Origin of the sequence: Streptomyces sp. NPDC051452 (genome assembly GCF_044454765.1) — a bacterium.
In the GTDB taxonomy this organism is placed as follows: Bacteria; Actinomycetota; Actinomycetes; order Streptomycetales; family Streptomycetaceae; genus Streptomyces.
In genome coordinates this window covers 354,110-376,663 of record NZ_JBITEB010000005.1, presented here as the reverse complement: position 1 = coordinate 376,663, position 22,554 = coordinate 354,110, and the positions used below count along the sequence as shown (strand labels likewise).

19 protein-coding genes are annotated in these 22,554 nt (G+C 71.9%); 11 read left to right on the top strand and 8 right to left on the bottom strand.

The genetic code is table 11. The annotated features are described in order from the left end of the window. The first annotated feature begins 44 nt into the window (after positions 1-44). Positions 45-992 carry a DeoR/GlpR family DNA-binding transcription regulator gene (locus ACIBA9_RS16635; RefSeq protein ID WP_362150859.1) on the top strand — a complete coding sequence of 316 codons (948 nt, stop codon included), beginning with the start codon at positions 45-47 and terminating at the stop codon, positions 990-992. A 469-nt stretch (positions 993-1,461) separates the two neighbouring features. Here ACIBA9_RS16635 and ACIBA9_RS16630 read toward each other — a convergent pair whose 3' ends face one another. Continuing rightward, on the bottom strand, positions 1,462-3,234 hold the full coding sequence (locus tag ACIBA9_RS16630; RefSeq protein WP_399363540.1) for an acetyl/propionyl/methylcrotonyl-CoA carboxylase subunit alpha: 1,773 nt from the start codon (positions 3,232-3,234) through the stop codon (positions 1,462-1,464). Positions 3,235-3,598: 364 nt separating this feature from the next. Between ACIBA9_RS16630 and ACIBA9_RS16625 the strand changes: the two genes are divergently transcribed. Then, complete coding sequence (locus tag ACIBA9_RS16625; RefSeq protein WP_399363538.1) at positions 3,599-4,183, top strand: hypothetical protein; 585 nt, start codon at positions 3,599-3,601, stop codon at positions 4,181-4,183. On the opposite strand, the gene ACIBA9_RS16620 is transcribed toward ACIBA9_RS16625, so the two are convergent. The 4 genes from ACIBA9_RS16620 to ACIBA9_RS16605 form a co-directional block, all read right to left on the bottom strand. Continuing rightward, positions 4,155-4,772, bottom strand: a complete 618-nt coding sequence (locus ACIBA9_RS16620; RefSeq protein ID WP_399363536.1) for a Maf family protein — start codon at positions 4,770-4,772, stop codon at positions 4,155-4,157. The genes ACIBA9_RS16625 and ACIBA9_RS16620 overlap by 29 nt on opposite strands. Positions 4,773-4,885: 113 nt before the next feature. Continuing rightward, positions 4,886-5,014: a morphogenic membrane protein MmpB gene (gene mmpB / locus ACIBA9_RS16615; RefSeq protein ID WP_362150870.1), complete on the bottom strand. Its 129-nt coding sequence runs from the start codon at positions 5,012-5,014 to the stop codon at positions 4,886-4,888. An 85-nt stretch (positions 5,015-5,099) separates the two neighbouring features. Continuing rightward, positions 5,100-5,309 carry an acyl-CoA carboxylase epsilon subunit gene (locus tag ACIBA9_RS16610; protein WP_362150873.1) on the bottom strand — a complete coding sequence of 70 codons (210 nt, stop codon included), beginning with the start codon at positions 5,307-5,309 and terminating at the stop codon, positions 5,100-5,102. Positions 5,310-5,335: 26 nt separating this feature from the next. Continuing rightward, on the bottom strand, positions 5,336-6,949 hold the full coding sequence (locus tag ACIBA9_RS16605; protein WP_399363534.1) for an acyl-CoA carboxylase subunit beta: 1,614 nt from the start codon (positions 6,947-6,949) through the stop codon (positions 5,336-5,338). Between the two features lie 110 nt (positions 6,950-7,059). On the opposite strand from ACIBA9_RS16605, the gene ACIBA9_RS16600 reads away from it, so the two are divergent. Further along, complete coding sequence (locus tag ACIBA9_RS16600; protein WP_399363532.1) at positions 7,060-7,926, top strand: biotin--[acetyl-CoA-carboxylase] ligase; 867 nt, start codon at positions 7,060-7,062, stop codon at positions 7,924-7,926. A 235-nt stretch (positions 7,927-8,161) separates the two neighbouring features. Then, positions 8,162-9,307: an adenylate/guanylate cyclase domain-containing protein gene (locus ACIBA9_RS16595; protein ID WP_399363530.1), complete on the top strand. Its 1,146-nt coding sequence runs from the start codon at positions 8,162-8,164 to the stop codon at positions 9,305-9,307. Positions 9,308-9,331: 24 nt separating this feature from the next. Here the strand turns inward: ACIBA9_RS16595 and ACIBA9_RS16590 are convergent, their stop codons facing one another. Then, a complete protein-coding gene (locus ACIBA9_RS16590) occupies positions 9,332-9,991 on the bottom strand; it encodes a hypothetical protein (protein WP_399363528.1) in 660 nt (219 codons plus the stop codon). Positions 9,992-10,182: 191 nt separating this feature from the next. Here ACIBA9_RS16590 and ACIBA9_RS16585 point away from each other — a divergent pair, with 191 nt between their 5' ends. From ACIBA9_RS16585 to hutH, 3 genes are all read left to right on the top strand, one after another. Continuing rightward, positions 10,183-10,977, top strand: a complete 795-nt coding sequence (locus tag ACIBA9_RS16585; RefSeq protein WP_399363526.1) for an enoyl-CoA hydratase/isomerase family protein — start codon at positions 10,183-10,185, stop codon at positions 10,975-10,977. Between the two features lie 536 nt (positions 10,978-11,513). Then, the gene (locus tag ACIBA9_RS16580) at positions 11,514-12,656 is read left to right on the top strand and encodes a diguanylate cyclase domain-containing protein (protein ID WP_399363524.1); all 1,143 of its coding nucleotides are present in this window, start codon (positions 11,514-11,516) and stop codon (positions 12,654-12,656) included. A gap of 88 nt (positions 12,657-12,744) precedes the next feature. Further along, the gene (gene hutH / locus ACIBA9_RS16575; protein ID WP_399363627.1) at positions 12,745-14,283 is read left to right on the top strand and encodes a histidine ammonia-lyase; all 1,539 of its coding nucleotides are present in this window, start codon (positions 12,745-12,747) and stop codon (positions 14,281-14,283) included. Between the two features lie 54 nt (positions 14,284-14,337). On the opposite strand, the gene ACIBA9_RS16570 is transcribed toward hutH, so the two are convergent. Both ACIBA9_RS16570 and ACIBA9_RS16565 read right to left on the bottom strand, forming a co-directional pair. Beyond that, positions 14,338-15,126, bottom strand: coding sequence for a hypothetical protein (locus ACIBA9_RS16570; RefSeq protein ID WP_399363522.1), 789 nt, complete (start codon positions 15,124-15,126; stop codon positions 14,338-14,340). A gap of 42 nt (positions 15,127-15,168) precedes the next feature. Continuing rightward, positions 15,169-15,510, bottom strand: a complete 342-nt coding sequence (locus ACIBA9_RS16565; protein WP_399363520.1) for an LAETG motif-containing sortase-dependent surface protein — start codon at positions 15,508-15,510, stop codon at positions 15,169-15,171. A 110-nt stretch (positions 15,511-15,620) separates the two neighbouring features. On the opposite strand from ACIBA9_RS16565, the gene ACIBA9_RS16560 reads away from it, so the two are divergent. From ACIBA9_RS16560 to ACIBA9_RS16545, 4 genes are all read left to right on the top strand, one after another. Further along, complete coding sequence (locus ACIBA9_RS16560; protein ID WP_362150897.1) at positions 15,621-15,965, top strand: hypothetical protein; 345 nt, start codon at positions 15,621-15,623, stop codon at positions 15,963-15,965. A 218-nt stretch (positions 15,966-16,183) separates the two neighbouring features. Beyond that, positions 16,184-17,434: an Ig-like domain-containing protein gene (locus ACIBA9_RS16555; RefSeq protein WP_399363518.1), complete on the top strand. Its 1,251-nt coding sequence runs from the start codon at positions 16,184-16,186 to the stop codon at positions 17,432-17,434. Between the two features lie 283 nt (positions 17,435-17,717). Beyond that, on the top strand, positions 17,718-18,941 hold the full coding sequence (locus tag ACIBA9_RS16550) for an IS4 family transposase (protein ID WP_399363516.1): 1,224 nt from the start codon (positions 17,718-17,720) through the stop codon (positions 18,939-18,941). 244 nt (positions 18,942-19,185) lie between these two features. Then, a complete protein-coding gene (locus ACIBA9_RS16545; RefSeq protein ID WP_399363625.1) occupies positions 19,186-22,494 on the top strand; it encodes a S8 family peptidase in 3,309 nt (1,102 codons plus the stop codon). Positions 22,495-22,554: the final 60 nt, after the last annotated feature.

Genomic DNA, 22,554 nt, shown 5'->3' with positions numbered 1-22,554 from the left:
CAAACTGCTGAAAGCAGACGGTCGCTGGGGTTACTGTCAGTTTCGTGTTCGCTGCTGAACGTCGCCAATTGATCCTCGAAATGGTGCGAGCGAACGGTGCCGTGTCGCTCCGTGAACTCGCCCGCGTCGTCCAGACCTCCGAAGTGACCGTACGGCGGGACGTGCGCGCGCTGGAGGCCGAAGGACTCCTCGACCGCCGGCACGGCGGTGCGGTACTGCCGGGCGGATTCACGCGGGAGTCCGGCTTTCCGCAGAAGTCTCATCTCGCGACCGCCGAGAAGACGGCCATCGCCGACCTCGCCGCGGGACTCGTCGAAGAGGGCGAGGCCATCGTGGTCGGCGCGGGTACCACCACGCAGGAGCTGGCCCGCCGGCTCGCGCGGGTGCCCGGACTGACCGTCGTCACCAACTCCCTGCTGGTGGCACAGGCGTTGGCCCACGCCAACCGGGTGGAGGTCGTGATGACCGGTGGCACCCTGCGCGGTTCCAACTACGCCCTCGTCGGTTCCGGGGCCGAGCAGTCCCTCCAGGGGCTGCGGGTGTCCAGGGCATTCCTGTCCGGGAGCGGGCTCACCGCGGAGCGCGGGCTGTCCACGTCCAACATGCTGTCGGCGTCCGTCGACCGGGCGCTGGTGCAGGCCGCCGCGGAGGTCGTGGTCCTCGCCGACCACACCAAGCTCGGGACGGACACGATGTTCCAGACCGTGCCGACGGATCTCATCACCCGGCTGGTCACCGACGAGCCGCCGGTCCACGACGACCGTGCCGCCACCGAGCTGCAGGCCCTTGCCGATCAGGGGGTGCAGATCGCCGTGGCCGGGGCGAGCGGGGGGCTGGGGGGTGAGCAAGGGCCTGCGGCGCGTCAGCAGCGGGCCCTGCCCGGTCCCCGGCGGGGGCATGCGCCCGGGTCCTCCGCGCTGCGGTCCGCGGCGGGGATGGGGGAGGCGGCGGGGGCCGAGCGGGCTCGGGTCGCCGACTTGCGACGCCGGTAGGTCTGCCGACGGCTGGGGTCGCTGTGCGGGCGCCGGGTGCGTGGGTGGCTTGTCGCGCGGTTCCTCGCGCCCCTGGGGGCTGACCTCGTGTCTTGGGCGCCGGGTGCGTGGTGGCTTGTCGCGCAGTTCCTCGCGCCCCTGAGGGGGGCTGGCGCCGGTTCTACGGGTGTCCGTGCGTGGTGGCTGGTCGCGCAGTTCCTCGCGCCCCTGGAGGGGGGTAGACCTCGTGACTTGGGTGCCAGTGCGTCGTGGCTTGTCGCGCAGTTCCCCGCGCCCCTGAGGGGGGTGGCGTCGGTTCTACGGGTGTCCGTGCGTGGTGGCTGGTCGCGCAGTTCCTCGCGCCCCTGGGGGGGCTGACCCCGTGTCTTGGCTGTCCGTGCGTCGTGGCTTGGCGCGCGGGTCCTCGCGCCGCTGAGGGGGGCGGGCGGTGCCCGGTGGGCCCCAGGGGGTCCACCGGGCGTTGGGTGGGTCAGTCCTTGATCTCGCAGATGGCCGCGCCCGAGGTCACCGATGCGCCGACCTCGGCGGTGAGGCCCTTGATGGTGCCCGCCTTGTGGGCGTTCAGGGGCTGCTCCATCTTCATGGCCTCCAGGACGACGATCAGGTCGCCCTCCTGGACCTCCTGGCCCTCCTCGACCGCGATCTTGACGATCGTGCCCTGCATGGGCGAGGCGAGGCTGTCACCGGAGGCGACGGGGCCGGACTTCTTGGCCGCGCGGCGCTTGGGCTTGGCGCCGGCCGCGAGGCCGGTGCGGGCCAGGCTCATCCCGAGGGACGAGGGCAGCGAGACCTCCAGCCGCTTGCCGCCGACCTCGACGACGACCGTCTCGCGGCCCATCTCCTCGTCCGCCTCGGCGTCGGCCGGCGCGGCGAAGGGCTTGATCTCGTTGACGAACTCGGTCTCGATCCAGCGGGTGTGGACCGTGAACGGGTCCGACGAGCCGGTCAGCTCCGGGCCGAACGCCGGATCCCGCACGACCGCGCGGTGGAACGGGATCGCCGTCGCCATGCCCTCGACCTGGAACTCGTCCAGGGCGCGGGCGGCCCGCTCCAGGGCCTCCTTGCGGGTGCGGCCGGTGACGATCAGCTTCGCGAGCAGCGAGTCCCAGGCCGGGCCGATCACGCTGCCGGACTCCACGCCCGCGTCCAGGCGGACACCCGGGCCCGACGGCGCGTCGAAGCGGGTGACCGTGCCCGGGGCCGGGAGGAAGTTGCGGCCCGGGTCCTCGCCGTTGATGCGGAACTCGAAGGAGTGTCCGCGCAGGGCGGGGTCGCCGTAGCCCAGTTCCTCGCCGTCGGCGATGCGGAACATCTCGCGCACCAGGTCGATGCCGGCGACCTCCTCGGTCACCGGGTGCTCGACCTGGAGGCGGGTGTTGACCTCCAGGAAGGAGATCGTGCCGTCCTGGCCGACCAGGAACTCACACGTGCCCGCGCCCTCGTAGCGGGCCTCCTTCAGGATGGCCTTGGAGGCGCGGTACAGCTCGGCGACCTGCTCCTCGGACAGGAACGGCGCCGGCGCCTCCTCGACCAGCTTCTGGTGGCGGCGCTGCAGCGAGCAGTCACGGGTGGAGACGACGACCACGTTGCCGTGCTTGTCGGCCAGGCACTGGGTCTCCACGTGCCGCGGCCGGTCGAGGTAGCGCTCGACGAAGCACTCGCCGCGGCCGAAGGCGGCGACCGCCTCGCGGACGGCGGAGTCGTACAGCTCGGGGACCTCTTCCAGGGTCCGCGCGACTTTCAGACCGCGACCGCCGCCACCGAAGGCGGCCTTGATCGCGATCGGCAGGCCGTGCTCCTCGGCGAAGGCCACGACCTCGTCGGCGCCCGAGACCGGGTCGGACGTGCCGGCCACCAGCGGGGCGCCGGCGCGCTGGGCGATGTGCCGGGCGGCGACCTTGTCACCCAGGTCGCGGATGGCCTGCGGCGGCGGGCCGATCCAGATCAGGTCCGCGTCCAGGACCGCCTGGGCGAACTCGGCGTTCTCCGAGAGGAAGCCGTAACCCGGATGGACGGCGTCGGCGCCGGACTCACGGGCCGCGTTCAACACCTTGTCGATGTCCAGATAGCTGGTGGCCGGAGTGTCACCGCCCAGGGCGAACGCCTCATCCGCGGCGCGGACATGCAGAGCGTCCCGGTCAGGGTCGGCGTAGACGGCCACGCTCGCGATCCCGGCATCCCGACAGGCCCGGGCCACGCGGACAGCGATTTCGCCACGGTTGGCGATGAGCACCTTGCGCACGATTGAGGCTCCCTCCTTGAAACAAGCCGAGTTTAGGGACTGCCGACACGACACTTCGACCCGTCCCCAATGGTGAGCTTGCCCACACGGAGCGTGATCCGAGGTCCGCTCGTCCCGCGAAAGTCCAAGTCGCACCCCGGTACGCAGGACTCCTCCGGAAAACCCTAGCCCTGTCGTGTGGTCAAGGTCTCTGTGGCGGGGTGCTGCGGCCCACTCGGATTCTTTGTCGAGTCCCTACGAATGGCCCAATGATTCTTTGCTGCCGCGCGAACTCTTGTCCCCGGGTTTACCCGTTAGTAGCGTTCACGATGGCCTGAACGTACCTCGGGTAACAGATCGCTGGCTGGAAAGTGGGTGGGGACCGGTGATACGCAGACCGGTGGCGTGGGTCGTGGCGGTGGTCCTCCTCGCCGAGGCGCTCGGCATCGCGGCCGTCAACTGGTTCATGGGCATGGTCGTCGACCGGCAGAAGATGTCCCTGGCCGGCCTCGACCCCGACGTTATGTCCATGTCCTCGAAGATCGGTGGGGTCGTCTTCGGCCTCTACTTCGCCCTGTGCGCCCTGGTGGCCGTGCTGGTCGCGATCCGCGACCGCCCCCCGGCCGGCCTCGGCCGCATCCTGCTGATCAGCGCGGCCGTGGTGCACGGCCTGCTCGGCGCGTTCGCCTGGGGCCTGATCGGCGTGAACGCGTTCCTGTTCATGATCGTCGTGCTCGGGCTGATCGTCCTGCTGCTGATGACGTACGACCGGGCGGTCGGCCCCGGGCAGCCGGCCCCGGGCGGCGGTGCCGACGCCGGGGGCGACCCCGCGGCGCGGACCGAGCCGCACGAGGACGCCGGGGTGCCGGAACGGCTCCCGGGGCAGCGCGGCGCGCCGAAGGACGGGGAGCAGGAGCCGCAGGACTCCGTCCCCGCCCGTGTCACTCCGCCGGCGCCCACAACTCCGTGATGCCGACGCCCAGTTCGGCCAGGAGGCGGCGCACCAGGGGCAGGCTGATGCCGATCACGTTGCCGTGGTCGCCGTCGATGCCCTCGATGAACGGCGCCGAACGGCCGTCCAGGGTGAACGCGCCGGCGACGTGCAGCGGCTCGCCGGAGGCCACGTAGCGGGCGATCTCCTCGTCGCTGGGCTTGCCGAAGCGGACCACGGTGGAGGCGGTCGCCGAGACGTACCGTTCGGCCTCCGTGTCCCAGACGCAGTGCCCCGTCTGGAGGACTCCCGCCCGGCCGCGCATCGCCTTCCAGCGGGCGGTGGCCTCCGCGGCGTCGGCGGGCTTGCCGAGCGCCTGCCCGTCCAGCTCCAGCACCGAGTCGCAGCCGATCACCAGGGCGCCGCGCACCTCCGGTTTCGCCGCCACCACCGAGGCCTTCGCCTCGGCCAGCGCGAGCGCCAGCTCGGCCGGGGTGGGGGCGGTGACGGCGTCCTCGTCGACCCCGCTCACGATCACCTCGGGCGCGAGGCCGGCCTGCCGGAGCAGTCCGAGCCGGGCGGGGGACTGGGAGGCGAGCACGAGTCGCCTGTGGCGCTTGGCAGTCATGCGGTCAGGGTAGGGCCTCACGTTCGGATCTTGCCGGGGCGGGCCATCCGGCGCCCCTGATCCCGGCCGGGCCGATCCGATGGAAAGGCCCTGCCCGCGGGGCGCCGGCCGGCTCACCTCAGACCGATCACGATCATCGCCAGGAGCATGGCGAGGGCCATCAGGACTCCGAGCCGCCGCAGCATCCGCTGCATGTCACGCAGTTCCTCGGGCGGTTCGTCGTCGGGGTCTGACCACAGCATGCCCCCAGCCTGCCGCGGGTGGTGTGCCGGGCGCCTGAGTAGCCGTACTCAGGTCGGGCGCCCGGCATCACCCCCCGCGCGTGACTCAGCTCGGCCAGTACGTGCGGGTCCAGGACGCCGGGCCCGGCTGGGGCAGCCGGGCGGCGGCGATCCGGGACGGGTCCGCCCACGCGTCCCCGGGTCCCTGCGCGCCGGACGGCTCGACCGCCGCCGCCGCGGCGCGGGCGCGGACCACCGCCAGTGCGGCGGCCAGCTCCTCCGGGGTCGGATTGCCTCGTACGACCTTGATCGTCATGACGGCTTCCTCTCGCTCGGCCGGGCCTACAGGGGGATGTTGCCGTGCTTCTTCGGAGGCAGGGATTCCCGCTTCGTGCGCAGCTGACGCAGCCCGCGCACGATGTGGGCCCGGGTGTCGGACGGCATGATCACCGCGTCGACGTAGCCGCGCTCGGCCGCGACGTACGGGTTGAGCAGGGTGTCCTCGTACTCCCGGATGAGCCGGGCACGCACCGCCTCGACGTCCTCCCCGCTCGCCGCCGCCTCAGCGAGCGTGCGGCGGTGCAGGATGTTGACCGCGCCCTGGGCGCCCATCACGGCGATCTGCGCGGTGGGCCAGGCGAGGTTGAGGTCGGCGCCCAGGTGCTTGGAGCCCATGACGTCGTAGGCGCCGCCGAAGGCCTTGCGGGTGATCACGGTGATCAGCGGGACGGTGGCCTCGGCGTAGGCGTAGATCAGCTTGGCGCCGCGGCGGATGATGCCGTCGTGCTCCTGGTCGACGCCCGGCAGGAAGCCCGGCACGTCGACGAAGGTCAGGACCGGGACGTTGAACGCGTCGCAGGTGCGCACGAACCGGGCGGCCTTCTCGCTCGCCGCGATGTCGAGGCAGCCGGCGAACTGCATCGGCTGGTTGGCGACCACGCCCACCGGACGGCCCTCGACCCGGCCGAAGCCGGTGACGATGTTCGGCGCGAACAGCGCCTGCGTCTCGAAGAACTCGGCGTCGTCCAGGACGTGTTCGATCACCGTGCGAATGTCGTACGGCTGGTTCGCGCTGTCCGGGACCAGCGTGTCCAGCTCGCGGTCCTCGTCGGTGGGGGCGAGATCCGCCTCCTCCGGGAAGACGGGCGGCTCCGAGAGGTTGTTGGACGGCAGGTACGACAGCAGCTGCTTGACGTACTCGATGGCGTCCTTCTCGTCCCCGGCCATGTGGTGGGCCACGCCGGAGGCGGTGTTGTGGGTGCGGGCGCCGCCCAGCTCCTCGAAGCCGACGTCCTCGCCGGTGACGGTCTTGATGACGTCCGGACCGGTGATGAACATGTGCGAGGTCTGGTCGACCATGACCGTGAAGTCGGTGATGGCCGGGGAGTACACCGCGCCGCCCGCGCAGGGGCCGACGACCAGGCTGATCTGCGGAATCACCCCGGAGGCGTGGGTGTTGCGGCGGAAGATCTCGCCGTACGCGCCGAGGGAGGCCACGCCCTCCTGGATCCGCGCGCCGCCGGAGTCGTTGATGCCGACGACCGGGCAGCCGGTCTTCAGCGCGAAGTCCATGACCTTGACGATCTTCTGGCCGTACACCTCGCCGAGCGCGCCGCCGAAGACGGTGAAGTCCTGCGAGAACACGGCGACGGGCCGGCCGTCGACGGTGCCGTAGCCCGTGACGACACCGTCGCCGTAGGGCCGGTTCTGATCGAGCCCGAAGTGGGTCGAGCGGTGCCGGGCGAACTCGTCCAGCTCCACGAAGGAGTCCTCGTCGAGGAGGAGTTCGATCCGCTCACGGGCCGTCAGTTTGCCCTTGGCGTGCTGCTTCTCCACAGCACGTGCGGAGCCGGCGTGCGTCGCCTCGTCGATGCGGCGCTGGAGATCCGCGAGCTTGCCCGCGGTCGTGTGGATGTCGATCCCTTGGATCTCTGGACGCTCTTCCGGCTCGGACATCGGGATGCGGCTCCCTGCCTGCTCAAAAGGGGGACGGGTTACTCATCCGTAGAGTAGTGGCGGGCTCATCGATCAGCAGTGCGTCGTTTGCCACACCTAGGGTGGCTTGCATGACGCCCCGAGATGCAGCAGACGACAACGGCAGCCGCTGGTCCGACCTCGACCGCCCGCCCCTGGACGCGGCGGCGCTGCGGCGGGCGCTGGTGCGCGAGGACGGCCTGTACCGCGACATCCAGGTGGTGCGGCGGACCGGTTCCACCAACTCCGACCTGGTCGCCCTCGCCGACCGGGGCGACGCCGACGAGGGCGCCGTCCTCGTCGCCGAGGAGCAGACGGCGGGCCGGGGCCGCCTTGACCGCCGGTGGTCCGCGCCGCCGCGCTCCGGGCTGTTCTTCTCCGTGCTGCTGAAACCGGCCGAGGTGCCGGTCGCCCGCTGGGGATGGCTGCCGCTGCTCACCGGGGTGGCCGTGGCGACGGGGCTGTCCCGGGCCGCGGGCGTGGACACGGCGCTCAAGTGGCCGAACGACCTGCTGGTGACCGTGGACGGGGAGGAGCGCAAGACGGGGGGCATCCTCGCCGAGCGGGCGGGCGAGGGCGGCGTGGTCGTCGGCGTCGGCATCAACGTCTCGCTGCGGGCCGGGGAACTGCCGGTCCCGCAGGCGGGCTCGCTGGTGCTGGCCGGCGCCCGGGGCACCGACCGGGACCCGTTGCTGCGGGCCGTGCTGCGGTCCCTGGAGGACTGGTACGGCCGCTGGCGGGCGGCGGCCGGCGACCCGGTCGCCAGCGGTCTGCAGGACACCTACGCGGCGGGCTGCGCCACGCTCGGTCGGACCGTGCGGGCGGAACTGCCGGGGGACCGGTCGCTGGTGGGGGAGGCGGTCGCCCTGGACGGGGACGGGCGGCTGGTCATCGCCACCAAGGAGGGCGTGCAGGAGCCGGTGGGCGCGGGGGACATCGTCCACCTGCGTCCGGCGTAGCGGGCGCGGCGCCGGGGCGCCGGGGCGCCGGTTCGCGAGTGCCTGGAGGCGCGGGGAACCGTGCGAGCGGCCACGATGGACACGCGGGTGTGCGCGGTGACCGGGACCTGCCGCAAAAGGCGGGGTCGTCTCTGCGCACCCCCCGGCCCGACCCGACGGAGTGAGCTGGCGCACACCTGCCGTAGAGTTGAGGCCGGTCGAAACCTGACCGCGGCAGATCGGAAGGGCAGCAGGCGTGACCGTCGACGACACGGGCTCCGGCGCGGACGCGGACGGCCGGGTGGAGCCTCCCCTCGAGCGGGGGGACGACGCCCATGCCGCCGACACCGGCGATGACCCGCTGGCCTTGCGTCTCGAACAGCTCATCCTGGGCGCGGAGCGCCGCTACACCCCTTTCCAGGCGGCCCGCAGCGCGGGTGTCTCCATGGAGCTGGCCTCGCGGTTCTGGCGGGCCATGGGGTTCGCCGACATAGGTCAGGCCAAGGCCCTCACGGAGGCCGACGTCCTCGCCCTGCGCCGCCTGGCCGGTCTGGTGGAGGCGGGCCTGCTCAGCGAGGCGATGGCGGTGCAGGTGGCCCGCTCCACCGGGCAGACCACCGCCCGGTTGGCGGAGTGGCAGATCGATTCTTTCCTGGAGGGCCTGACCGAGCCCCCGGAGCCGGGGATGACCCGCACCGAGGTGACGTATCCGATCGTCGAACTGCTCCTGCCCGAGCTGGAGGAGTTCCTCGTCTACGTCTGGCGGCGCCAGCTCGCCGCCTCGGCCGGCCGGGTCGTGCAGACCGGTGACGACGAGGAGATGGTCGACCGGCGGCTCGCCGTCGCCTTCGCCGACCTGGTCGGCTTCACCCGGCTGACCCGCCGGATGGAGGAGGAGGAACTCGGCGAGCTGGTCGAGGCCTTCGAGACGACCTGCGCCGACCTGGTGGCCGCTCGCGGCGGCCGGCTCATCAAGACCCTCGGCGACGAGGTGCTGTACGCGGCGGACGACGCCGGCACGGCCGCGGACATCGCGCTGCGGCTGGTGGAGACGCTGGCGAACGACGAGACGATGCCGGAGCTGCGGGTCGGCATGGCGTTCGGCACGGTGACCACCCGTATGGGTGATGTGTTCGGTACGACGGTGAACCTGGCCTCCCGGCTGACGTCGATAGCGCCGCGTGACGCCGTGCTGGTGGACAGCGCCTTCGCGGAGGAGCTGATCCGCAGCGGCGAGGCGCCCGCCTCGGAGGCGGAAGCGGCCGAGGCCGCGGCGGCCGCCGAGAAGGAGGGCGAGGAGCCCCCGACGTACCGCTTCGCGCTCCAGCCGATGTGGCAGCGCCCGGTGCGCGGGCTCGGCGTGGTCGAGCCGTGGCTGCTCACTCGCCGGGACCGGACCTAGTCCTCTTCTCCCTCTCCCGTCCGCCTACCGGCCGGGGCCGTCGGACAGGCCGACGCACAGCCCGATCACCGGAAGACACACCTCGCCCGGGTCCGGGTCCGGGTCCGGCGTGCCGTGGCCGGGTGTCGGCCCCGGGGCGGGCGCACGGGTCGTCGGAGCCGGGCGCGGAGCGGCCGTCGTCGCGGACGGCCGTGGCGGGACGCCACCCGCCGTGGACGGGGCCCCGGTCGGTACGGAGGTCGGTACGGCGGTGTCGTCGGCCGGTGTCGCCGTCGTGCCCGGCGCGTTGTCCGGGGCGCCGGGCGTGGCGTCGCCCGAGGCGCTGGGGTTCGGGATCCCGGTGGCCGTCGGCGCGGGACTTCTGCCGCCCATGGCGGAGGTCGCCGAGGGCAGCGCGGTCGGGTCGGCGGTGGTGGCGCCGGCCGCCGGGCGGTCCGGGGCGCCGCCGCCCGGATCGAGCCGGGGCTCGGCCTCCGCGGTGCCCGGAGCGCCGGCGCCGGACTCCGGGGCGACCCGGACCAGGCTGAGGGCTCCCGCGGCGAGGGCGAGGCCACCGACGACGAGCAGCACCTTGTGCGGGCGGGGCTTGCGATGGCGCCCGCGCGCTACCCCGGTCGCACTCGGGCCGGTCTCCCGTGGGCCGTCGCCCCGTTCCGTGCGGGACCGCGCGCGTATCGCTGTCATGGCTTTCCCTCCCGCCGCACGCCCCCGGGCGCGCCGTGGCGGAGCGCACGCTATGCCCTGCCGTGGACGGGACGGGGGGAGATGGCCGGGATGTCACTCGAACGGGCGTAGCCCCCGGGACTTCACGAGAGCGGGTACGACTGCGATGATCGGCCCGACAGTGAGTTAACCCGCGTTAACCGGAGGGTGTCATGGGCGAGGAGCGGTTCGGGGAGTTCGTGCTGGTGCGGCGGCACGGGCCGGTCGCGGAGCTGGTGCTGGACCGGCCCAAGGCGATGAACGCCGTCTCGACGGAGATGGCCCGTTCGCTCGCCGGCGCCTGCGCGGCACTGGCCGCCGACCGGGACGCGCGCGTGGTCGTGCTGACCTCCTTGCACGAGCGGGCGTTCTGCGTCGGGGCCGACCTGAAGGAACGCAACTCCTTCAGCGACGCCGACCTCGTGCGCCAGCGACCGGTGGCCCGTGGCGCGTACACCGGGGTGCTGGAGCTGCCGATGCCGACGATCGCCGCGGTGCACGGGTTCGCGCTGGGCGGCGGGTTCGAGCTGGCGCTGTCCTGCGACCTGATCGTGGCCGACCGCACGGCCGTGGTGGGCCTGCCGGAGGTGTCGGTGGGCGTCATCCCGGGCGGTGGGGGAACCCAGCTGCTGCCCCGCCGGGTCGGAGCGGCGCGGGCGGCCGAGCTGATCTTCTCGGCACGCCGGGTGGAGGCACCGGAGGCGGCCGAGCTGGGCCTGGTCGACCAGCTGGTGGCGGAGGGTCGCGACCGCGAGGAGGCGCTGGCCCTCGCCTCCCGGATCGCCGCGAACTCCCCGGTGGGCCTGCGCGCCGCCAAGCGGGCACTCCGTCTGGGCCACGGCCTGGACCTGCGAGCCGGCCTGGAGGTCGAGGACGCGGCCTGGCGCTCGGTGGCCTTCTCGGCCGACCGGGCGGAAGGAGTAGCAGCCTTCAACGAAAAGCGCCGCCCGGAATGGCCGGGCGAGTAACCCCCTGCGACGCCAGGACCCAACGCGCCCACCCCCTCAGGGACGCGGGGAACTGCGCGAAGGGCCACGACGCCCCCGCACGGGACCACCCGCCTCCGCACCCACCCCCTCGGGGGCGCGAGGAACCGCGCGAAAGGCCACGACGCCCCCGCACGCGACCACCCACCCCCTCAGGGGCGCGGGGAACTGCGCGAAAGGCCACAACGCACCCGCACCGGACCACGCACCCTCGCCACCCACCCCCTCAGGGGCGCGGGGAACTGCGCGAAAGGCCACGACGCCCCCGCACGGGACCACCCGCCTCCGCACCCACCCCCTCAGGGGCGCGAGGAACCGCGCGAAAGGCCACAACGCCCCCGCACGGGACCACGCACCCTCGCCACCCACCCCCTCAGGGGCGCGGGGAACTGCGCGACAAGCCACGACGCACCCGCACCCGACCACCCATCCGCACCTACCCCCACCCCCCCGGCCCCCGGCCACCTGATCGCCGCACCGACATCCCGATTCACCCCTTTTCTCCCTACCCTGGAGCGATGGGTGACGACAAGCGGCTCGCTGCCGTCGTGACGCTGGCGCAAGGCATGGCCGCGGCACACGCTCCGCAGGAGTCGTGGCGGGCCGCCGCGCTCGGCGCATGCCGGGCGCTGGACGGCAACTTCGCCGCACTGTCGGTGTGGGAGCGCGAGCTGGGCCGACTGCGCGTCCTGGTCAACGTCGGACTGCGCCGCCCGGACGAGGAGGAGTTCCCGGCGGCCGAGGCCTACCCGGTGCATCAGTTCCCCGAGATCACCGAGTTCCTGCACGAGCGCTGGGCGGGCGGCGGCGAGCCGAACGCGTGGGTGGAGACCGCCGAGGGCACGGCGACCGGCACCCCCGGCTACTTCCACCAGCGGGTCGCCGCCCTGCGCCGCAGGGGCCGCGGCTGCTGCGTGGTGGCACCCGTCGTCCTGCACGGCAGGGCCTGGGGCGAGCTGTACGTGGCCCGCGCGATCGGGGTGCCCGTGTTCGGCCGGGCGGACGCCGACTTCGCCACCGTCCTGGCCGCCGTCGTCGCCGCGGGCCTCGCGCAGACCGAACGGCTGGAGGAGGCCCGTCTGCTCGCGTTCACCGACGCCCTGACCGGACTGGCCAACCGCCGCGCCGTGGACGTGGGCCTGGAGGAGGCCGTCGAGCGGCACCGCACGGAGGGAGTGACCGTGAGCCTCGTCGTCTGCGACCTCAACGGGCTCAAGCGGGTCAACGACACTCTGGGACACGCCGTGGGCGACCGTCTGCTGGAACGGTTCGGCTCGGTGCTCTCGCTGTGCGGGGCGATGCTGCCGGGCGCACTGGCCGCGCGGCTGGGCGGGGACGAGTTCTGTCTGCTCGCGGTCGGCCCGCCCGCCGACGAGGTGCGGAAGGCCGCCGAGGAACTGTGCCGCAGGGCGGCGGAGCTGGAGCTGGGGGAGGGGGTGGCGTGCGGCGTCGCCTCGACCGGGGACCCGATCGGGCCGGTGCTGGACGCCCGCCGGCTGTTCCGGCTGGCGGACGCCGCGCAGTACCGGGCCAAGGCCCTGCGCACCACCGGTCCCGTGGTCGCGGGCCGGGAGGGCCCGGACGATCCCGTCGTACGGCTGGCCGACGAGCCACCGCCCTCGCGCGCCGAACGCCGCCGCTTCCGGGGCCGGCGCCCATGAGGCGAAGACCACACCGAACGGTAAGGGTCACCCCCGTGCACCACTAGTGACATCCCCACATTCAATGCGTACGCTCCTGAATATGGATATGCACACTGTGGTGGTGGGGACGTCCGGCGTCACGGCGTCCGACGTGCTCGCCGTGGCGCGCGAGAGTGCCCGCGTCGAACTGTCGGCACAGGCGGTGACCGCCCTCGCGGCGGCCCGGGAGATCGTGGACGCGCTGGCGGCCAAGCCCGAGCCGGTCTACGGCGTCTCCACCGGCTTCGGAGCCCTGGCGACCCGGCACATCAGCCCGGAGCTGCGCGCCCAGTTGCAGCGCAACATCGTCCGCTCGCACGCCGCCGGCATGGGCCCGCGGGTGGAGCGGGAGGTCGTACGAGCGCTGATGTTCCTGCGGCTGAAGACCGTCTGCTCCGGGCACACCGGCGTCCGGCCCGAGGTGGCGCAGACCATGGCCGACGTGCTGAACGCCGGCATCACCCCGGTGGTGCACGAGTACGGCTCCCTCGGCTGCTCCGGCGACCTGGCCCCGCTGTCCCACTGCGCCCTCACACTGATGGGCGAGGGTGACGCGGAGGGCCCCGACGGGATCGTGCGGCCCGCCGGCGAGCTGCTCGCCGAGCACGGGATCCAGCCGGTCGAACTGCGCGAGAAGGAGGGCCTGGCCCTCCTCAACGGCACCGACGGCATGCTCGGCATGCTGGTCATGGCCCTCGCCGACCTCGACCGCCTGTACAAGTCCGCCGACATCACCGCCGCCCTCTCCCTGGAGGCGCTGCTCGGCACGGACAAGGTGCTCGCCCCGGAGCTGCACGCCATCCGCCCGCACCCGGGCCAGGGCGACTCCGCCGCCAACATGCTCGCCGTGCTCCAGGGCTCCCAGCTCACCGGGCACCACCAGGACGACGCGCCGCGCGTCCAGGACGCCTACTCGGTGCGCTGCGCCCCACAGGTCGCCGGCGCGGGCCGGGACACCCTGGCACACGCCCGCCTGGTCGCCGAGCGCGAGCTGGCCTCCGCCGTCGACAACCCGGTCGTGCTGCCCGACGGACGCGTGGAGTCCAACGGCAACTTCCACGGCGCACCCGTCGCCTATGTCCTGGACTTCCTCGCCATCGCCGCCGCCGACCTCGGGTCCATCGCCGAACGCCGCACCGACCGGCTGCTGGACAAGAACCGCAGCCACGGCCTGCCGCCGTTCCTCGCGGACGACGCCGGTGTGGACTCCGGTCTGATGATCGCCCAGTACACGCAGGCCGCGCTGGTCAGCGAGCTGAAGCGACTGGCCGTACCGGCCTCGGCGGACTCCATCCCGTCCTCCGCCATGCAGGAGGACCACGTGTCCATGGGCTGGTCGGCCGCGCGCAAGCTGCGCACCGCCGTGGACAACCTCACCCGGGTCATCGCCGTCGAGCTGTACGCGGCCACCCGTGCCGTCGAACTGCGCGAGGGACTCACCCCGGCGCCGGCCTCGCGGGCCGTGATCGAGGCCGCCCGGGCCGCCGGGGTGCGGGGTGCCGGTCCCGACCGGTTCCTCGCGCCCGACCTGGCCGCGGCCGACGCCTTCGTGCGCGGCGGCGAGCTGGTGGCGGCCGCGGAGACGGTCACCGGCCCGCTGCGGTAGGGCGCGGCGAACAGGGGTCCCGTCGTCCGGCGGGGCCCCTTCGCCGTGTCTGCGTCACTTCAGTTTGGCCGACTGGGCCTTGACGACCCGCGGCGACACCGCGTAGCCCTTCTTCGCCATCATCGCGCCGATGTTCACGGTGTAGTACGACGCCAGGGTGTTCCCGTGCCGGACGACCTCGCCGTAGACGGGAGCGGCGTTCCCGTCGTTCCCGTCGGTGACCGTCGCCTCGAACGCCACCGACTGCGCACCCGTGGCGGAGGACTTGACCCCGGACACCTCGGTGATCTTCGCCGTCGTGCCCGCCTGTTCGCCGGTGAAGCCCTTCGTGCAGGACTTCACCGCCTCGGAGACCACCGCGAGGGCCTTCGCGGCGCCGTCCCCGTCGTACGAGGACAGGTTGACCGTGGTGACGTCACGGTCCATCGACCTCTTCAGCGCGTCCTCGAACTTGCCGTCGGCCATGTCGTCCAGGGACGTCGCGCCGTCCGTGGGGTCCTTGTGCTGCTGCTCGGTGGCCAGACGGTCCGTCTGCGCCGCGGGGTCGGCCGGCGGGAGGCCGGACAGGACCCGGGCCAGCGGCCGGCACGGGGTGCTGGCGGTCGTGATGGGTTTGGCACGGCCGGCCGGCACGGCCCCGACCTTGTACCCGGGCACCTCGCCATCGGCGATGATCAACTTCTTCAACTCGGCGGTGCTCAGCGCCTTCGCGTCCGGCTTCGACGCCCCCTTGGCGTCCCCTGAGTCCGCCGACCCTCCATCAGAACAGCCCACCAGCAGGGCGAGTGACAGCGCGCTCACGGTGGCGGTGGCGCCCAGCCGCCCGCTCGATGATCTCTTCATGCGCGAACTATGTGGCGGCTGTCAAGGTTCCGTCAAGGAATTTTAAAATCCCAGGCGCTCGCGGCGCACCGAATACACCACGAATCCGGCGCCCACGGCGAGGAAGAGGCTTCCGCCCACGACGTACGGCGTGGTGTCGGGGCTTCCGGTGTCGGCGAGTTCGGCCTCGTCGGCCGCGTCCCGCGCGCTCCGCTCCGCGACCGCCGACAGTGCCCTGGCCTGCTGGGTGACGGGGGTCGCGGAGAACGCCGTGGCGGATCTCGGCGCCGTGGGCCTGGCCTCCGGGGTGGTCTGCGAGGCGTTCGCGGACGGGACGAACCACAGGGCGCAGAGCAGGGTGCCCGCGGCGGTGGCGGTCAGCAGCGGACGGCGAGCGGATGACACGGAATATCGATCCCCCTTGTGACGCTGGCGAATTGGCCGTGTGAGGCGATGTTAGTGAAAGTCGCGGGTCACAGGAAAGTCACGAGAGGTTTCGGTCGTACGCTCCCGCCATGAGTGCTGAAGAGACATCACGTTTTGTGCGGCTTCGAGTGGAGCTCGTGCTGGAGGTGCACGACGAGGGCGAGGTGACCAAGGCGGCGCTGCGCCGGCTGGCCACCGATCCGGAACTGCCGCCGGAGGAGCGCGGCCAGGCCGAGGGGGCTGTGACGGAAGACACCGCGGAGGCCCTGGCCTACCTCGTTGATCCGTTCGACCTGGTCAGCGAGGTGCCCGGGGTGGAACTCCAGCAGGCGTCCTGGTCGAGCGAGCGGATCGAGTACGACCCTGATTCGCCCGACTGGGATCTGGACGAGGATGATGGGGCCGACGACGAGGAAGAGGACGGCATCGGCTGAGCGTCCCGGGGCACCCATGACCCCGGACGGCGAGAGCCGTCCGGGGTTTTTCGTCGCCCCGGGGGCGTACGGACGACTTTCGCACCACCCGCCGCGGGCGGACGTGGTGCGCCTAACACATGCGAACCATGTGAAAAGGGACGGAACGTCCGTAGCGTGGATGGCTCACCACGGGGATTCTCGGGGTTCTGTACTCGGCAACGATGGAGAAGCGTGTGATGACGGACAGTAAGCGGCGCAAGGGCCTCATGGCCGCGTCCGCACTGCTCGGTAGTGTGCTGGCCCTCACGGGTTGTTCCGGCGGCGGCAACGCCCAGGCGTCCGACGGCGGCGGGGACACCTCGCAGGCCAAGGCCGACGAGGCGGCGGCCCAAAAGGCGTCCGAGGCGCAGATCACGGTCACGCCCAAGGACGGCTCCGACAACGCCTCCATCAACAACTCGGCCACCGTCCGGGTCGCCAAGGGCACGCTGACCGGTGTGACGATGACCACTTCCGACGGCAAGGCCGTCGCCGGTTCGCTGTCCGCCGACAGGACGAGCTGGAAGCCCGCATCCCAGCTGGCGCGGTCCACCACCTACAAGATCGCCGCGGCGGCCAAGGACACGCAGGGCCGCATAGCCCACGAGAACGCGTCCTTCACCACGGTCTCCCCGGCCAACAGCTTCATCGGCAGCTTCACCCCGGACAACGGGGCCACGGTCGGTGTCGGGATGCCGGTGTCGATCAACTTCGACAAGGCGATAACCAACAAGGCGGCCGTGCAGAAGGGCATCACGGTCAGCTCCAGCAGCGGCCAGGAGGTCGCCTGCCACTGGTTCAACGCCAACCGCATGGACTGCCGTCCCGAGCAGTACTGGAAGGGCGGCTCCACCGTCACGCTGAAGCTGGCGCTCGACGGTGTCGAGGGTGCCTCCGGCGTCTACGGTGTGCAGCAGAAGACGGTGACCTTCCACATCGGCCGCAACCAGGTCTCCTACGTCGACGCGAAGACCAAGCAGATGAAGGTCACGCAGGACGGCAACGTCGTCAAGACCATCCCGATCTCCGCCGGCTCCCCCGAGCACACCACGTACGAGGGCCAGATGGTGATCGCGGAGAAGTTCAAGCAGACCCGCATGAACGGCGCCACGGTGGGCTTCACCGACGACGACGGCAAGGGCGAGTACGACATCAAGGACGTGCCGCACGCCATGCGTCTGACGAACTCCGGCACCTTCATCCACGGCAACTACTGGGGTGCCCCCTCCGTCTTCGGCGGTGTCAACACCAGCCACGGCTGCGTCGGCCTCCAGGACAAGAAGGGCGCCGGCGACCCGAACATGCCGGCCGCCTGGTTCTTCGACCACTCCCTCGTCGGTGACGTGGTCGTCGTGCAGCACACCGGCGACAAGACCGTCTCCCCGGACAACGGCCTCAACGGCTGGAACATGGACTGGGCGCAGTGGAAGGCCGGCTCGGCCGTCTGACGCCGCCTCCCCACCTCTCGCGATGCCGCTCCCCCAGGGGGGCGGCATCTGCGTTGTGGACGGCGTCGATCCGGCCAAACTCTCCGAGGCCACCTGACCAGGGTGCGCAGCGAGAACATGGGGCGGGATCACGGTGAAGGAGAACGCCGGCACCTGAGGGCGGACAGCTCCCCTCGGCCACCGCGTACTTCGGCACCGCCGGTCCCTTGAGCCCCCTGATCGCCCCCCGGCATACTGCGTCCCAATGCCGTTGCTTTTGAGGTTGTGGGCCGGTTGAGCCGGTGTGCTGATATCCCGTCTGGACCGTCTGGGTCTGGGAGTGCTGACCCGGTCGTGCCCGCCAGAGCTGGTGGACCGGGTGGTCGATGAGGCCGGCCGCTCGGAGAAGCGCCGACGTCTGCTGTCCGCTCGGTTCACGGTCTACTTCGTACTGGCCATGTGCTTGTTCCCGCAGGCCGACTACCTGGAGGTCCTGCGTTTGGTGAAGACCGGCGATCCGGGACTGCGGCCCTGGACCGGAGTGAACAAATCCTCGCTGACCAGGGCCCGGCAACGGCTGGGATGGACCGTGATGCAGGAACTGTTCCGGGCCGTGGCCCGGCCACTGGGCAGGGAAGACGATCTCTTCCGCGGGCTGCGGGTGCTGGCACTGGACGGGACGCTGCTGGCCGTGCCGGACTCGGCGGCGAACAATGACGCCTTCGGCAAGTCGGGATCACAGCGCAGTCCGATGGGGTATCCGCAGGCCCGCGTGGTCGCGGTGGCCGAGTGTTCCTCCCACGCCGTACTCGACGCCGTGATCGGCGGGTTCAAGGAGTCCGAGCGGATCGTCTCCGACGCCCTGGATGCCCACGTCGGAAGCGGGACGCTGTTACTGGCCGACCGCGGACTGTGGGGCCTGGCCCGCTGGCACCGACTGCGCGACCAGGGCACTCACCTGCTGTGGAGGATCGAGCGGCGCAAGGCCCGCCGGGTCCAGGACGTGCTGCCCGACGGCAGTTACCTGGCCCGGATTGAAGCGAACAAGCACAGCAAGGCGGCCGGAACGGTCAAAGCCCCACCGGCCCTGGTCCGGGTCATCGAGTACCGCGTCGACGGCCGGCCGGACATCGTCCGGCTGATCACCAGCCTGACCGATCCCGAGAAGTACCCGGCTGCCGAGCTTGCCGCGCTCTACGCCCGGCGCTGGGAGATCGAGCTGGTATTCGACGAGATCAAGACCCACCAGCGCGGCCGACCAGTCCTCAGATCGCAGACCCCGGACGGGGTACGGCAGGAGATCTATGCGCACCTGATCGTGCACCACGCCACTCGCGATCTGCTGGACGAAGCCGCCCGACTGCACCGCAGTACGGCAGAGCGGACCTCGTTCACCCGGGCTCTGCACGTCGTCCGCCGCACGGTGATCTCGCCGAGCGGCTTTTCCCCCCTCCGCCCGCAGACGGGACCGGCGCCTCGGACTCGCCGAGATCGGCCGCACTCTGTTACCCCGCCGTCGGCCCCGTGACTGCCCCCGCAAGATCCGCTCGTGCATCACCGGCTACGGCAGCAAGGCCCCAGGAGAACCCGCCAGCCACCGCCGTTCCCCAGTCGTCGTCACCCTGAACCACCGATGGCACGACCACTAAAGCAACGGCATTGTACTGCGTCCTCCGGGGGGCTGCGCACGCGCGTGCGAGCGGCTCCCCCGGCCGGGCGAACGGGGAATTCGCCCGGTACCTCATCTCCAGGGGGAGATCTTGCGCAGACAAGTGAAAAGAGCCGCCGCGGCCGGTGTGGCAACGGCCGCGGCAGTCGCCCTCGCGGCGGGAATGACCAGCCCGGCGTCGGCGAACCCCGCACCCGCATCCGCACGCCCGGCCGCCGCCTCCGCGCTCACCGCCCGGCACCACGTCACCCTCATCACCGGTGACCGGGTCGCCCTCGACGCCAAGGGCCGCGTCGTCGGCCTGGAGCGGGCCAAGGGCCGCGAGCGCATACCCTTCCAGGTCCGAAAGGCCGCCGGACACACGCTGGTCGTGCCCGCCGACGCGGCCCGCCTGGTCGCCTCCGGCACGCTGGACCAGCGCCTGTTCGACATCACCGAGCTGAACAAGGCCGCCACCCGCAAGGCCCAGAAGAACGGCCTGAAGGTCATCGTCGGCTACCGCGGCACCGCCACGGCGGCGAAGGCCGGCGTCCGGGACGCGGGCCGTCTGCGCCGCACCCTGAGGGCGCTCGACGCGGACGCCGTGCAGACCCCGGCCGCGGACACCGCGCGGCTGTGGGACGCGGTCACCGACGGCGGCGGGGCCGCGGCCGGCATCGCGCACATCTGGCTCGACGGCGTCCGCACGGCCGCCCTCGACAAGTCCGTGCCGCAGATCGGCGCGCCCACCGCGTGGAAAGCCGGCTACACCGGCAAGGGCGTGAAGGTCGCCGTCCTGGACACCGGTGTGGACACCACCCACCCCGACCTCAAGGGCCAGGTGATCGAGTCCAGGAACTTCACCGGCGCGGCGGACGCCACCGACCACTTCGGCCACGGCACGCACGTGGCCTCGATCGTGGCGGGCACCGGCGCCAAGTCGGGCGGCAAGTACAAGGGTGTCGCCCCCGACGCCAGGATCCTCAACGGCAAGGTCCTGGACGACACCGGTTCCGGTGACGACTCCGGCATCCTCGCCGGCATGGAGTGGGCGGTCTCGCAGGGCGCCTCCGTCATCAACCTCAGCCTCGGCGGCGAGGACACCCCCGAGGTGGACCCGCTGGAGGCCGAGGTCGACGAGCTCTCGGCCGACAAGGGCGTCCTGTTCGCGATCGCCGCGGGCAACGAGGGCCCCCAGGGGATCGGTTCGCCAGGCAGCGCGGACGCCGCGCTCACCGTCGGCGCCGTCGACAAGAAGGACAGGCTGGCCGACTTCTCCTCCACCGGCCCTCGCAACGGCGACGGAGCCGTCAAGCCGGACGTCACCGCCCCCGGTGTGGACATCACCGCGGCCGCGGCCAAAGGCAGCGTCATCGACCAGGAGGTCGGTGAGAAGCCCGCGGGCTACCTGACCCTCTCCGGCACCTCGATGGCCACCCCGCACGTCGCGGGTGCCGCGGCGATCCTCAAGCAGGAGCATCCCCACTGGGGTTACGCCGAGCTGAAGGGCGCCCTGACCGGCTCCGCCAAGGGCGGCAAGTACACCGCGTTCGAGCAGGGTTCGGGCCGGATCGCCGTCGACAAGGCCATCAAGCAGTCGATCGTGGCCGACCCGGTGTCGGTGAACTTCGGAGTACGGCAGTGGCCGCACACCGACGACAAGCCGCTCACCAAGAAGGTGACGTACCGCAACCTCGGCGCCCATGCCGTCACGCTCACGCTGACGAGCACCGCCACCGGCCCCAAGGGCGCGGCGGCCCCGTCGGGCTTCTTCAAGCTCGCCAAGACCAGGCTGACCGTCCCGGCGCACGGCAAGGCCGCGGTCGGCCTCACCGTCGACACCAGGCTCGGCGGCCGTCTCGACGGCGCCTACTCCGCGTACGTGACGGCGAAGGGCGCCGGCCAGACGGTCCGCACGGCCGCCGGGGTGCAGCGCGAGGTGGAGTCGTACGACGTCACGCTGAAGTTCATCGGCCGCGACGGCAAGCCGGCCCCCTACTACGGCGCCGACCTCAGCGGCGTCGCCGGACTGGCCGCAGGCCGGTCGATGAGCCCCTACGACCCGTCCGGCACGGTGAAGGTGCGCGCGCCGAAGGGCACGTACATCCTCAACACCGCCGTCTACGTGGACCCCGAGGACGGCACCAAGGGCCTCGACTGGATCGCCCAGCCGAAGCTGACCGTCGCCGGGAAGCGGACGATCACCATCGACGCGCGCCGGGCCCGGCCGGTGGGGATAACCGTCCCCGCCTCGGGCCTCACATCGCGGTTCGCCGCGCCGGAATTCGACGTCGTGCTCGGCGACGGCGAGTACGGCTACGGCTGGTTCCTGGACTCGTACAAGAACTTCCGCACCGCCCACCTGGGGCCCGCGCTGCCCGCCGGCGCGCTGCGCCAGCAGTGGGACGCCCACTGGAGCAAGGGGGCGAAGGAGGAGTACGACGTCGTCGCCGGCGGCCTGGTCAAGCGGCTCGCCACCGGCTACACCCGGCACTACAAGGCCGGTGACCTGGCCACCGTCAAGGCCCGGCTCGGTTCGGCCGCGAGCGGCAAGACCGGCTCGGTCAGCGCCTACGGCTGGCTGCCCGGCAGCTCCGGTGCCGGTGCCATCACCCTCGACCAGAAACTGCCCGGCACCCGCACCCTGCACCTGTCCGCCAGGGACGGGGTGAGCTGGGAGCTGGAGTTCGCGCAGAACGGAGGCTTCGACCAGGACGGCTTCCCGCTCTCCGACGCCTCCTACGCCATGGGCCAGTCCGTCTTCACGGCCGGCCGGAGCTACACCAGGACGGTCAACACCGCCGTCTTCGGTCCGCACCTCACCCGGGACTTCGGCATCTTCCGCGACGGCGACGAGATCTCCGGTTCACTGCCGCTGTTCGCCGACTCGGCCGGACACGCCGGATACTCGGACTTCAGCTCCGTGCGCACCACCCTGTACCGCAACGGCGTCAAGGTCGGCTCCAACGACGACCCGCTGTTCGGCGCGCAGACCTTCAAGGTCCCGGCCGCGGACGCGGCCTACCGGCTGACCACCTCGGTCAAGCGGTCCGCCAAGGTCGCGCGGGCCTCCTCGCGGATCGACGCCACCTGGACCTTCCGGTCGAGGAAGCCGTCGGACGGGATCACCCGGCTCCCGGCGTCCTCGGTGCGCTTCGGCGCCACGACCGGCCTGGACAGCCGGGTCCCGGCGGGCCGGAAGGCCACCTTCCCGGTCACCGTCGAGGGTTCGGCCGCGGGCGGCAACCTGCGGTCCCTCGCCGTCTACGTCTCCTACGACGGCAAGACCTTCGAGAGGACGACCGTCCACGGCGGCAGGATCACCGTCAAGAATCCCGCGAAGGGCAAGTCCGTCTCCTTCCGCGCCAAGGTCACCGACAGGAACGGCAACACGTCGCTGATCACCGTCTTCGACGCCTACTTCGGCAAGTGAGCCGGAGCAACCGCTGACGAGGGGCACACCGCGGCGATCCGCGGTGTGCCCCTCACCGCG